10 protein-coding genes are annotated in these 12673 nt (G+C 62.5%); 7 read left to right on the top strand and 3 right to left on the bottom strand.

Annotated elements, in window-relative coordinates; translation table 11 throughout:
* The first annotated feature begins 8 nt into the window (after positions 1-8).
* Positions 9-1277 (top strand): Zn-dependent hydrolase, encoded by a 1269-nt coding sequence (locus tag LGM20_RS18740; protein WP_044521501.1) that lies wholly within the window; start codon positions 9-11, stop codon positions 1275-1277.
* 34 nt (positions 1278-1311) lie between these two features.
* On the opposite strand, the gene LGM20_RS18735 is transcribed toward LGM20_RS18740, so the two are convergent.
* Positions 1312-2220: a DMT family transporter gene (locus LGM20_RS18735; protein ID WP_044521513.1), complete on the bottom strand. Its 909-nt coding sequence runs from the start codon at positions 2218-2220 to the stop codon at positions 1312-1314.
* A gap of 124 nt (positions 2221-2344) precedes the next feature.
* Here LGM20_RS18735 and LGM20_RS18730 point away from each other — a divergent pair, with 124 nt between their 5' ends.
* Positions 2345-3679 carry an aminotransferase-like domain-containing protein gene (locus LGM20_RS18730; RefSeq protein WP_044521504.1) on the top strand — a complete coding sequence of 445 codons (1335 nt, stop codon included), beginning with the start codon at positions 2345-2347 and terminating at the stop codon, positions 3677-3679.
* Here LGM20_RS18730 and pdxR read toward each other — a convergent pair.
* Positions 3676-5139, bottom strand: coding sequence for a MocR-like pyridoxine biosynthesis transcription factor PdxR (pdxR, locus tag LGM20_RS18725; RefSeq protein ID WP_044521505.1), 1464 nt, complete (start codon positions 5137-5139; stop codon positions 3676-3678). The genes LGM20_RS18730 and pdxR overlap by 4 nt on opposite strands.
* 240 nt (positions 5140-5379) lie before the next feature.
* Between pdxR and LGM20_RS18720 the strand changes: the two genes are divergently transcribed.
* From LGM20_RS18720 to LGM20_RS18705, 4 genes are read left to right on the top strand one after another with little or no spacing between them, the layout of a single operon-like run.
* The gene (locus LGM20_RS18720; RefSeq protein WP_022631237.1) at positions 5380-6231 is read left to right on the top strand and encodes a transporter substrate-binding domain-containing protein; all 852 of its coding nucleotides are present in this window, start codon (positions 5380-5382) and stop codon (positions 6229-6231) included.
* Positions 6232-6278: 47 nt separating this feature from the next.
* The gene (locus LGM20_RS18715; RefSeq protein ID WP_002893187.1) at positions 6279-6920 is read left to right on the top strand and encodes an amino acid ABC transporter permease; all 642 of its coding nucleotides are present in this window, start codon (positions 6279-6281) and stop codon (positions 6918-6920) included.
* Between the two features lie 14 nt (positions 6921-6934).
* Positions 6935-7600 (top strand): amino acid ABC transporter permease, encoded by a 666-nt coding sequence (locus LGM20_RS18710; protein ID WP_044521507.1) that lies wholly within the window; start codon positions 6935-6937, stop codon positions 7598-7600.
* Positions 7593-8354, top strand: a complete 762-nt coding sequence (locus tag LGM20_RS18705; protein WP_032455037.1) for an amino acid ABC transporter ATP-binding protein — start codon at positions 7593-7595, stop codon at positions 8352-8354. The genes LGM20_RS18710 and LGM20_RS18705 overlap by 8 nt, the downstream gene beginning before the upstream one ends.
* Before the next feature lie 53 nt (positions 8355-8407).
* Here the strand turns inward: LGM20_RS18705 and LGM20_RS18700 are convergent, their stop codons facing one another.
* Positions 8408-9172: an SDR family NAD(P)-dependent oxidoreductase gene (locus LGM20_RS18700; RefSeq protein WP_023288749.1), complete on the bottom strand. Its 765-nt coding sequence runs from the start codon at positions 9170-9172 to the stop codon at positions 8408-8410.
* 180 nt (positions 9173-9352) lie between these two features.
* Between LGM20_RS18700 and LGM20_RS18695 the strand changes: the two genes are divergently transcribed.
* On the top strand, positions 9353-10690 hold the full coding sequence (locus LGM20_RS18695) for an aspartate aminotransferase family protein (RefSeq protein ID WP_044521509.1): 1338 nt from the start codon (positions 9353-9355) through the stop codon (positions 10688-10690).
* The last annotated feature ends 1983 nt before the right edge of the window (positions 10691-12673 follow it).

Raw genomic sequence — 12673 nt, 5'->3', positions numbered from 1 at the left:
AGACCACCATGAGCAGTGATGTACTTTTTACCCCCGCCACCGACACCACCCGCTGGCGCATCAATGGCGACCGCCTGTGGGCGTCGTTAATGGACCTTGCTCAGATCGGCGCCACGCCGAAGGGCGGCTGCCGCCGTCTGACCCTCACCGACCTCGACCGCCAGGGGCGGGACCGGGTGATTGGCTGGGCGCGCGAGGCCGGGATGAGCGTCACCATCGATAAAATCGGCAATGTGTTTATGCGCCGGGAAGGGCGCAACCCCAGCCTGCCGCCCATCGTCTCCGGCAGCCATATCGACACCCAGCCCTCCGGCGGCAAATTTGACGGCAACTACGGCGTGCTGGCGGCGCTGGAGGTGGTGCGCACGCTCAACGATCGGCAGATTGCCACCGAGGCGCCGATTGAGGTGGTGTTCTGGACCAACGAAGAGGGGTCGCGCTTCGTGCCGGTGATGATGGGCTCCGGGGTCTTTGCCGGGGTCTTCCCGCTGGAGGAGACCTGGGCCGTCACGGATAAAGAGGGCGTCAGCGTCGGCGAGGCGCTGGCGCAGATCGGCTATATCGGCGAGCAGACCCCGGGAGAGCATCCCATCGGCGCCTATTTTGAGGCGCACATTGAGCAGGGACCGATTCTCGAAGATGAAGCGAAAACCATCGGTATCGTGCAGGGCGTGCTGGGGATCCGCTGGTACGACTGCGTGGTGACCGGCCAGGCGTCGCACGCCGGACCCACGCCGATGCGCCTGCGTCAGGATGCCCTGCAGGTGGCGACCCGCATTATGCAGGAGGTGGTCGCCATTGCCGGGCGCAGCGAAGAGGGACGCGGCACCGTCGGCAGCGTGCAGGTGTGGCCCAACAGTCGCAACGTGGTGCCCGGGGAGGTCACCTTCTCCATTGATATGCGCAATCTCAGCGATGCGCTGGTGGATGAAATGGATCGCCAGCTGCGGGCGTTTATCACGGAGGTTGAGCGGGAGAGCGGTCTGCAGGTGGCCCTGAAGCAGGTGAGCCACTATCCGGCGGCGCCGTTCGATGGCGAATGTCAGCAGGCCATTGCCGATGCCGCGCAGCGGCTGGGCTACCCGGCGCGACCGATTGTCTCCGGCGCCGGGCATGACGCCGTGTATATGAGCTACCTGGCGCCGACCGGGATGATTTTTATTCCCTGCAAGGACGGGATCAGCCATAACGAAATGGAGTATGCCTCGCCGGAGCACGTCGCCGCCGGGGCCAACGTGCTGCTGCAGGTGATGCTCCAGTACGCCCGGCCGGTGTAGGCGCTCATCCTCCCCGGCGGGGCGACGCGTCAGGTCAGGCGCGGCTCCCGCTCCCTGCGCCAACCCGCTGGCGGCCAAATTTGCGCGAGCCCACCACGCACAGCACTACCCCGAGGGTGACCGCCAGCATCAAGGGGCTGACGGTTTCGTGCAACAGCGCCGCCGACAGGCCAAGCCCAAAGAACGGCTGCAATAGCTGGAGCTGGCCGACGGCGGCGATCCCGCCCGCGGCCAGCCCTTTGTACCAGAAGATAAAACCAATCAGCATGCTGAAGAGCGACACATAGCCCAGCGCGGCCCAGGAGGAGGTCGATATGGCGCGCCAGGAGGCGGGCTGAACCATCAGCGAGGCGGGGAGCATCAACGGCAGGGCTATCACCAGCGCCCAGCAGATCACCTGCCAGCCGCCGAGCTCCCGGGTCAGCTTTGCCCCTTCCGCATAGCCGAGGCCGCAGGCGATCACCGCCGCCAGCATCAGCAGATCGCCGCTGAGCGACGCCGCCGCACTTTGCGTCAGGGCGAATCCCATCACCAGCAGGCTGCCCAGCAGCGAAAAGATCCAGAAAGCCCGCCGCGGACGTTCGCCGCCGCGCAGTACGCCGAAGAGGGCGGTCATCAGCGGCAGCAGGCCAATAAACACAATCGAATGCGCCGAAGTGATGCGCTGCAGGGCCAGCGCCGTGAGCAGGGGAAAGCCGATCACCACCCCGGATGAGACGATGAACAGGGGCACAAGCTGCGCCAGGCGCGGGCGTTTCTGACGAAAGCCGACCAGCAGGGCGACGGCAAGCAGCCCGGCGATGGAGGCGCGCAGAAAGGTCAATAACAACGGATCCATATCCTGCACCGCCAGCCGCGTCGCGGGCAGCGAACCGCTGAAAATGATCACCCCCAGTAAACCATGAAGCCATCCGGACCAGGGGCCGGGCACCGATTTATCCAGTGTTGAATCTACCACGTTAACCTCGCGTTATCTGAATGGGCTGCGCCCGCTTGAGCATCGTCAGCGGCGATGGTAATGTGGCCAATCTGATACAATCAAATTATTGTCATAGATACATTTCACGATGAAAGCCCGATACAAAGCCGTTGTCGACCGATACGCGCAGGCGATCCGCAGCGGGCAGCTGCCCGCCGGCACCCGTCTGCCGACGCACCGTACCCTGGCCGCCGAGGAACGCCTCTCGCTGGCCACCGCCACGCGTGTCTACCGTGAACTGGAGGAGATGGGGCTGGTCAGTGGCGAAACCGGGCGCGGCACCTTCGTGCGGGACCTCTCGCTGCCGCCGGGGCATGGGGTCGACCAGCAGGTGGTGGCCGCCGACGTCGTGGATCTTAACTTCAACTACCCTTCGCTGCCGGCGCAGGGCGATGCGCTGCGCGAGGCGCTCAGGCAGCTGGCGATGGCGGGCGATATTGACTCGCATCTGCGCTATCAGCCTCACGCCGGGCGGCTCGCTGAGCGGGAAATCATCGCCCGCCATTTGACCTGCCGGCACTTTGCGCCGGACGCGGAAAATGTCCTGATCGTCAACGGCGCTCAGCACGGGCTGGCGGTGACCGTTATGGGGCTGTTACGTCCGGGGGATGTGGTGGCGGTTGATGCGCTGACCTATTCGGGCTTCAAGGTGCTGGCGGCGCTCTATCATCTGGAGCTGGCGGCGATCCCCTGTCGGGCCGAGGGGCCTGACCTGCAGGCGCTTCACACGCTGTGCCAACAGCGGCGGGTGCGGGCGGTGTATACCATGCCGACGCTGCACAATCCGCTGGGCTGGGTGCTCAACGCCGGGCAGCGGCAGGCGCTGGCCGACCTCGCGCGCCAGCACGATCTGCTGATTATCGAAGATGCCGCCTATGCCCGGCTGGTGAGCCGTCCGCCGCCGCCGGTGGTCAGCTATGCGCCGGAAAGAACGGTGTATGTCACCGGATTTTCGAAAAATATCGCCACCGGACTGCGCGTGGGGGTGGTGATTTCTCCGCCGCGCTATCGGCCGGAGATTGAGCGCGCCATCCGGGCCACGACGTGGAATACGCCGACGCTGATAAGCTCGCTGATCTGCGCCTGGATTGAAGATGGCACGGTGGCCCGCTTTGAAACGCAGAAACGACAGGATGCGCGACAGCGGCAGCAGGTGGCCCGCGAGGTGCTCTGCGGCCTTCCCGTTGTGAGTCATCCCGATTCGTACTTTGTCTGGCTGCCGCTAGGCGAAGAGAGCCGGGCCGACCGGCTGGCGAATGCGCTGATGGAACGCCGTATTTCGGTGTCGACCGCCGAGCCGTTCTGCGTCTCCGCCACGATCCCACAGGCGCTGCGCATCGCGCTCGGTTCGGTGCCTTTCGACAGCCTGCGCCCGGCGCTGCTCAACGTGCGCGATGCCGTCGAGTATGAGCAATCCCGCTAACCCATCTGCTCCAGCTGGCCGCGCAGGACTTCCACCCCCCGGGCGATGGCGTCGGGGTTAATGGCGTGGAATCCCATGCGAAAGTAGTTATCCGGCGGCGCGGCGTTGAGAAAATGGCGCGCCCCGGGCTCAATCAGCACGCCGGCGTGGGCGGCGCGCCAGGTAAGCTGTTGGGTGTTGATCTGCGCCGGGGTCTGCAGCCAGAAGGCGTTAGCGTGTTCGCTCCCCGCCAGCGCGCGGCACGACGGCAGGTAGCGCTGCAGGGCGGCGTGCAGGCGCTCCCAGCGCTGGGCGGAGTCGTAATGGTAGCGCCGCAGATGGGTTTCATAATGGCCCTGGGCGAGGAAGTGGGCCATCTGGTACTGAATGTTGGTCGGCGGATGGCGATAGACCAGCCGGCGCAGGGCGCGCGCCTCGTCGATCAGGTCCGGGTCGGCGACCATAAACCCCAGCCGCAGCCCCGGCGACAGCGCCTTTGACAGGCTGCTGACATACACCACCCGGCCGCTGCGATCGCTGGCCTTCAGCGCCGGCAGCGGGTTTTGGGTAAAGTTACTCTCCGAGTCATAATCATCTTCAATGATCACCGCGTCATGGCGAGCGGCATGCTCCAGCAGCTGGCGGCGGCGCGCGCTGCTCATCGCCACTCCGGTGGGCACCTGGTGGCCGGGGGTGACATAGTAGTAATCGCAGGGACGCTCATTAAGCACGATCCCCTCTTCATCCACCGGGTGCGGCGCTACCTCGGCGTCGGCGAGCAGAAAGGTGTTGATGGCTTCGCGAAAGCAGGGGTTTTCGACGCCAATGCGGGTGGTGGAAGAGAGCAGCAGCCGTGTCAGCAGGTAGAGGGCGTTTTGCGAGCCCAGGGTGATGAGAATTTCGTCCGGGGCGGCGACAATGCCGCGCTTGGGCAGCACCCGGGTGCGGATCTGCTCGATGAGCATCGGCACATCCTGGTCAATATGGTCGACCACCCACGCCGGATCGCGCACCCCGCCGTGCAGCCAGTTGGCCGCCGAGCGCCAGGTGGCCAGCGGGAACTGTCGGGTATCGGGCTGGCCGTAGATAAACGGGTAGCGGTAGTGCATCCAGCCCGCCGGTTTGAGGATCGACTCCTGCTGGCTGGGGGTCATTTGCAGCCGGTCGCCCCAGCGTGGTGCAGCCGCTTCGCGCTGCGGTGCACTCTCGACCGCGGGAGGCGAAGCGTCGTGATAGTCGGGATGCAGGTAGTAACCGCTTCGCGGACGGCTTATCAGATAGCCCTCGTTGACCAGGCTTTCGAACACCAGGGCGGTGGTATTGCGCGAGACGTGCAGCTGGCTGGCCAGCTGGCGGCAGGAGGGCAGCGGGGTGTCGGCGGCGAAGATCCCGCTGAGAATGGCATTCACCAGCGTCTCTCGCACCTGCTCCTGCAAACCGCGGTCAGGCTCAAAATCAACGTGTAACAGGTGACGGATCATACGGGGCTCCTCTGGCAATAACGCATCGCGACCACCCCATAAGCTCAGCAAATTCCATACCACCCTTCCGCCATCTGACACAGCGATGCGGCCCATCTGGCTCTATACGGAATTGCAAAACGCTCCCACATTAAAAACGCATTCAGCCGCCGCGGACCGGAACCTCCCGGCCTCTATTTTGCATAAACCTTTTCGCGTTCTGGAATGAACCCGTCTGGCTAATCCATCAGGGGTGAAATAATGAAAAAATCATTGGCATCAATGTGTCTGAGCGCTGTATTAACGGTTGCTTTTTCTTATCACGCCGTCGCGGCCGATCTGCCGGAAATAGAAAAATCCGGCACCCTGAAAGTGGCGACGGAAGATGATTATGCGCCATTTAACTTTATGAATAATGGTCAGGCCGATGGCTTTAACAAAGATATGCTTGAGGAGTTACGTAAATACGCCAAATTTCATGTCGACCAGAGCATATTACCGTGGACCGGATTATTAGCGGCGGTTTCCACCGGACAATACGATATGGCCTTGACCGGGGCGGTTATTACCGATGAGCGGCTGAAGGTCTTTGATTTCACCCCGCCGTGGGCCTCCGCGCAGCACTATTTCGTCAAACGCGCTGGCGATACCTCGCTAAACACCATTGCCGATCTCAGCGGCAAAAAAGTGGGCGTGCAGGCGGGCAGCGCGCTGCTGGCGCGTTTGCCGGAGCTGAAGGCGATGCTGGAGAAGACCGGCGGCAAGCTGGGGCCGGTGGTGGAGTACCCCTCCTATCCGGAAGCCTACGCCGACCTGGCGAATAAGCGGCTGGATTACGTGATTAACGTGGTGATCTCGGTAAACGACCTGGCGAAAGCCAAACCGAAGGTCTTCGCCAAAGGGCTGGCCGTCTCCGGACCGGGCTATATGGCGTGGCCGATCCCGAAAAACTCGCCGCAGCTGCTGGCCTATATGACCAAGTTTATGAACCACATGAAGGAGACCGGCAAGCTCGCCGAGCTGCAGAAAAAGTGGTTTGGCGAAACCTATGACAATCTGCCCACCGAGGCGATCACCAGCCCGGAACAGTTTCATAAGCTTGCCGGTCTGTAATGTTCCGCGGCGGGCGACCGCCGCCTGTTGCTGAGAAGGAGGGCCTCATGGATGCAATTTCCTGGCAGTTATTAATCGAAGGCGCATGGACGACCCTCTGGATTTCGGCCATCGCTATCGCCTTCGGGGTGGTGGCGGGGCTGCTGATCGCCCTGGTGCGGATGCTGCGCCTGCCGGTTATCGACCAGCTGCTGGTGGTCTATATCAGCCTGGCCCGTGCGACGCCGCTGGTGACGCTGGTGCTGTTTCTGTTCCTTTCCCTGCCCACGATGGGCATTAACCTCGACAAGAACGTGGCCGCCATCGTGGCGCTGACGCTTAACACCTCGGCGTTTAACGCTGAGATCTGGCGCAACGCCTTCCGCACCTTTCCGCGCGAACAGCGGGAGGCGGCGGAATCGGTGGGAATGCGCCGCTGGACCTACTTCCGCTACATCATGCTGCCGCAGATGTGGATCGAGAGCCTGCCGGCGCTGGTCAATGAGATGTCGTTTTTGATCAAAGGTAGCCCGGCGATCGCCGTGATCGGCGTGGTGGATCTCACCCGGGTGACCAACCGTATCTCCTCGGTCACCTACGAGCCGCTGTCGCCGATCCTCGCCGCCGGCCTGCTGTATGTGGCGATCATCGGCTGTTTATTGAAGCTGCAGGGGATCGCGGAACGGAAAGCCAGGCGCCTGGCGCGCTAGCAACGGGAGGTATTATGAATCAGTGGGGCGTTATCTGGTCGGTTCGCGATAGCTTTATTGCCGGGCTATTCGCGACCCTCGAACTGTTTATTACCGCCGCCCTCGCGGCCATTATTATCGGTATTGCGCTGTGTTATTTTAGCGAATATCAAAAGAAAGTCCTTAACCGGGTTATCATTGGTTTCGTCAGCCTGATGCGCGCGATCCCTTTTTTGATCCTCGCCTATCTGCTGTATTACGGACTGCCGCAGCTCGGTATTAGCATGGAGCCGTGGACCGCCGGTTTACTGGCCCTGATTATTTATCATGGCGCCTATTTTTTTGAAATATTGCGCAGTCAGCGGCGGGTATTTTCCGGCGGGTATATTGAAGCGGCGATTGCTCAGGGCTTTTCTCGCTATGCCATTTTTCGGCGGATTATTTTACCCAATATCGTCTCTTCCGCCTTACCGCTGATCGGCAATCAGCTGATTATCTGCCTGAAGGACACCGCTTTCCTGAGCATTATTACCGTTCAGGAGATCACCGCCGCCGCCAACAGCGTCCAGGCGACCTATTTTATTCCGTTTAACGCCTTTATCGTCGCCATTGGGCTTTACTGGGCGATCAGCATTCTGCTGGAGCTGCTGATTAAGCGCCTGACCGCCTGGGGAGCCAAAAGAGGAATGAGCCATGCCTGAGTCTATTGCCGTAAGCGTCAAAAACGTCTCCAAGCAGTTCGATAATGTGGAAGTCCTGCGGGATATTAACCTGACGGTGGAGAAGGGGACCGTGGTGAGTATTCTCGGCTCGTCCGGGTCGGGAAAATCCACCCTGCTGCGCTGTATGAACTGGCTGGAACAGCCGGACCGCGGCGAAATTCATATCGGCGGTCAGCGGCTGGGGATTGATGAGCAGCGCGGCCGGGCAATGTCGCACCGCCAGCTGGCGAAAATCCGCGAACGGGTGGGGATGGTGTTTCAGAGTTTTAACCTGTGGCCGCACCTGACCGTGCAGCAGAACGTCAGCGAGGCGCTGCTGCGCGTTAAGGGCATGAAACGAGACGAGGCGCAGGCCATGGCCATGCAGCAGCTGGAGAAAGTCGGCATGGCGCACAAAGCCGATGTCTACCCGATCACCCTCTCCGGCGGGCAGAAGCAGCGGGTGGCGATAGCCCGTTCGCTGGCGATGTCGCCGGAAGTTATCCTCTTTGACGAACCGACCTCGGCGCTGGATCCGGAACTGGTGAACGAGGTGTTAGGGGTGATGAAAGCCCTTGCCGCCGAGGGCTACACCATGGTGGTGGTGACCCACGAGATGGATTTTGCCCGCCAGGTGTCCAATGAGGTGGTGTTTCTGGAGAAGGGGCTGCTGATTGAGAAGGCGCCGCCGGAGAAGTTTTTCACGCAACCTGACTCCGAACGCGTCAGGCAGTTTCTGCAAAGCAGCCGCTAGACCGGCCTGTGCCCCCTGCCGGCAGCGCCGGCAGGGGGAGCGTCGGGTTTCGCTTAATCCCGGTCGATGGCGAATGGCTGCCACGCCTGGCGCACCGGCATCACCTCCACCCGGTTAATGTTCATATGCGCCGGCAGCGTGGCGATATAAAACATCTGCTCGGCGATATCGCGCGCGCTCAGCGGCGTGGTGCCGCGATAGAGCTTATCCGATGCCGCCTGGTCGCCCTTAGTGCGCACCAGGGTAAATTCGGTCTCGGCAATCCCCGGCGCCAGATCGGTGACCCGCACGCCGGTGCCAAGCAGATCGCAACGCAGATTATAGCTGAACTGTTTTACAAAGGCCTTGCTGGCGCCATAGACATGGCTGCCGGGATAGGGCCACTGCCCGGCGATCGAGCCGATATTGATAATGCTCGCCCCGGCGCCATGGCGGATCAGCGTCGGCAGCAGGGCGTGGGTCATCGTCACCAGACCGGTGACGTTGGTGTCGATCATCGTTTTCCAGTCCTCCAGGGCCACCTCCTGCGCCGGCAGCGGTGACAGCGCCAGCCCGGCGTTGTTGATCAGGGTGGTGATATCGGCGAAATCGGCGGGCAGCGACGCCACCGCCGCAGCCACCGCCTCGCTGTCGCGAACGTCAAGCTCAATAATATGCACCGGCACCTGGGCGGCGAGTCTGTCCTGCAAGGCCTTCAGTCGCGGATAGCGGCGCCCGCTCAACACCAGCGACCAGCCCGCATCGGCAAACACCTGCGCTGCCGCTTCGCCAAAACCCGAGGTCGCCCCGGTGATAAACACTACGTTGCTCGTTGCCATCTCATTCTCCTGTGCGGTTGTCCCTTCACTATAAAAACGCCGGACGGCAAGGCACAGGGCCAGACGACGGGCGGGGATGTGACACCGTGTCACATCGTTTTGCGCACACTGGCTCTATCCGATTTGCGCGGCCGCGGCCAATGATGAAGTCAACCACTACGACATGAGAGAGGGCAGGGTATGAAGCTGGCAATTCACAACGAGGTCGCGGTAAGCAATGACGAAGTTCGGCAATTGGATCGCGCCTATGTGTTTCATTCATGGTCGATGCAGGGCAATCTCAACCCGCTGGTCATCGCCGGGGCGCAAGGCTGCGAGCTATGGGATTATGAGGGGAACACCTGGCTCGACTTCAGCAGCCAGCTGGTGAACGTCAACATTGGCTATCAACATCCCCGGGTGCTGGCGGCCATGAAGGCGCAGCTGGAGACCCTGGTCACCATCGCGCCCGCTACCGCCAACCTTGCCCGCGGCGAAGCGGCGAAGCGCATCGTCGACCTGGCGCCGGCGGGCTTCAGCAAGGTGTTTTTCACCAACGCCGGGGCGGATGCCAATGAGAACGCGATTCGCATGGCGCGGCTGTATACCGGACGCGACAAGGTGCTGTCGGCCTATCGCTCCTACCATGGCAACACCGGCAGCGCGATCGCCGCCACCGGCGACTGGCGCCGGGTGCCGAATGAGTTTTCCCGCGGCCATGTGCACTTCTTCAATCCTTACCTTTACCGCAGCGAGTTCAACGCTGCGACCGAGGAGGAGGAGTGCCAGCGCGCGCTGGCCCATCTGCGGCGGATCATTGAATGCGAGGGGCCGACGGCTATCGCGGCGATCCTGCTGGAGTCCATCCCCGGCACCGCCGGGATCCTCGTGCCGCCGGCAGGCTATATGCAGGGCGTGCGCGCGCTGGCCGACGAGTTTGGCATCATGCTGATCCTCGATGAGGTGATGGCCGGCTTTGGTCGTACCGGCAGCTGGTTCGCCTTCGAACAGGATGGCGTGGTGCCGGATCTGGTGACCTTTGCCAAGGGGGTTAACGCCGGCTACGTGCCGGCGGGCGGGGTGCTGATTAGCGAGCCGATTGCCCGCTATTTTGACGATCACTTCTTTGCCGGGGGGTTGACCTACTCCGGCCATCCGCTGGCGATGGCGGCGATTGTCGCCACCATCGACGCGATGAAAGAGGAGAAGGTGGTTGAGAACGCGGCCTATATCGGCAACGAGGTGCTGCGCCCCGGTCTCGAGGCGCTGGCGGAGAAGCACGCCATTATCGGCGAGGTGCGCGGTCGCGGCCTGTTCCAGGCACTGGAGCTGGTGAGCAGCCGCGAACAAAAAACGCCGTTGACCGCCGCCGACATGGCCGCGATCAAAGGGGCCCTGACCGAAGCCGGGCTGCTGGCCTTTGTGGTGGAGAACCGCATTCATGTGGTACCGCCGTGCACCATTACTGCTGAGCAGGTGGCGCAGGGCTTGGGGATTTTTGATGCGGTCTTCGCCCGCTTTGCCAGCCTGGCGAAGTAGGGGAGGGTAGTGGAAGCGACCGCCGGACGGTTCCCTTTCCCTCCGGGAGAGGGCCAGGGGGAGGGGAAGCGCTGCCGTGTGGTTTTTTATGTTATCTGTGGCTTCAGCGTAGTTTGCGCTCCCGGCTAATCGTCTGCGTTATGTCAATTCCGGGCAGATTGCGCTCCCGGTTAATTTTCTGCGTTATGTCTCTTACGGCGCAGGGAGCGCACAGGGGGCGGCCAGTCGCCGCCGCCCCCTGTACCCCCGGCCTGCCGGGAACGTCTCAGCGATTTTGAGGGCGCCAGCACCGGCAGTTTCAGCGACCCCAGCGCCAGCGGTGATTTGGGGCCCCAGGCCGGGTAAGGCGCAGCCGCCACCCGGCGAAATCAAGGATACCGTGCCTGATATCTTGCCCGGCGGCGCTGCGCTTGCACGGGCCTACGGGGTGTGAGCCTGTAGGCCGGGTAAGGCGCAGCCGCCACCCGGCATAAAAGCGGCTCAGTGCCTGCTGTCATCGCCCGGTGGCGCTGCGCTTACCGGGCCTACGAGGTATGAGCCTGTGAGAGGGAACTGTAGGCCGGGTAAGGCGCAGCCGCCACCCGGCAAAATAACGGCACAACCGGAAATGTCCTTGTTCGCACTGCGCCTGGCAGGGCTACAACTTCTATGTTAATTCCGGGCAGATTGCGCTCCCGGTTAGTCTTCTGCGTTATGTCCCTTATGGCGCAGGGAGCGCACAGGGGGCGGCCAGTCGCCGCCGCCCCCTGTACCCCCGGGCTCCGGCCAGCAAAATCGCCGCTGCGCGGTCCCTTCGACTTATCCCTGCAGGCTTCGGGTCGGGCCGAGGCAGCGTCCATGCAAAACACGGCCCTCAGCCCGCATCCATGCGGGCTGCCCCGGCCTTCCGGGAACGTCTCAGCGATTTTGAGGCCGCCAGCACCGGCAGTTTCAGCAACCATGGTGAATATATTAACGACAGGTCGCACGAACCCTGTAGGCCGGGTAAGGCGCAGCCGCCACCCGGCAACACCACGGATACCGTGCCTGATATCTTGCCCGGCGGCGCTGCGCTTGCACGGGCCTACGGGGTGTGAGCCTGTGAGTGGATCCTGTAGGCCGGGTAAGGCGCAGCCGCCACCCGGCAAAATAACGGTACAACCGGAAATGTCCTTGTTCGCACTGCGCCTGGCAGGGCTACAACTTCTATGTTAATTCCGGGCAGATTGCGCTCCCGGTTAGTCTTCTGCGTTATGTCCCTTATGGCGCAGGTAGCGCACAGGGGGCGGCCAGTCGCCGCCGCCCCCTGTACCCCCGGGCTCCGGCCAGCAAAATCGCCGCTGCGCGGTCCCTTCGACTTATCCCTGCAGGCTTCGGGTCGGGCCGAGGCAGCGTCCATGCAAAACACGGCCCTCAGCCCGCATCCATGCGGGCTGCCCCGGCCTTCCGGGAACGTCTCAGCGATTTTGAGGCCGCCAACACCGGCAGTTTCAGCAACCATGGTGAATATATTAACGACAGGTCGCACGAACCCTGTAGGCCGGGTCAGGCGCAGCCGCCACCCGGCAAAATAACGGCACAACCGGAAATGTCCTTGTTCGCACTGCGCCTGGCAGGGCTACAACTTCTATGTTAATTCCGGGCAGATTGCGCTCCCGGTTAGTCTTCTGCGTTATGTCCCTTATGGCGCAGGGAGCGCACAGGGGGCGGCCAGTCGCCGCCGCCCCCTGTACCCCCGGGCTCCGGCCAGCAAAATCGCCACTGCGTGGTACCTTCGACTTATCCCTGCAGGCTTCGGGTCGGGCCGAGGCAGCGTCCGTGCAAAACACGGCCCTCAGCCCGCATCCATGCGGGCTGCCCCGGCCTTCCGGGAACGTCTCAGCGATGTTGAGGCCGTCAGCACCGGCAGTTTCAGCAAGGCTGGTGAATAAATTAACGACGAGCGCACGGCACCCAGGTCGGGTAAGCGAAGCGCCACCGACAAAACAACGGCTCCTCCGCTGA

The organism is Klebsiella quasipneumoniae subsp. quasipneumoniae (assembly GCF_020525925.1).
GTDB lineage: Bacteria > Pseudomonadota > Gammaproteobacteria > Enterobacterales > Enterobacteriaceae > Klebsiella > Klebsiella quasipneumoniae.
This window is presented reverse-complemented; position numbering and strand designations above follow the sequence as displayed.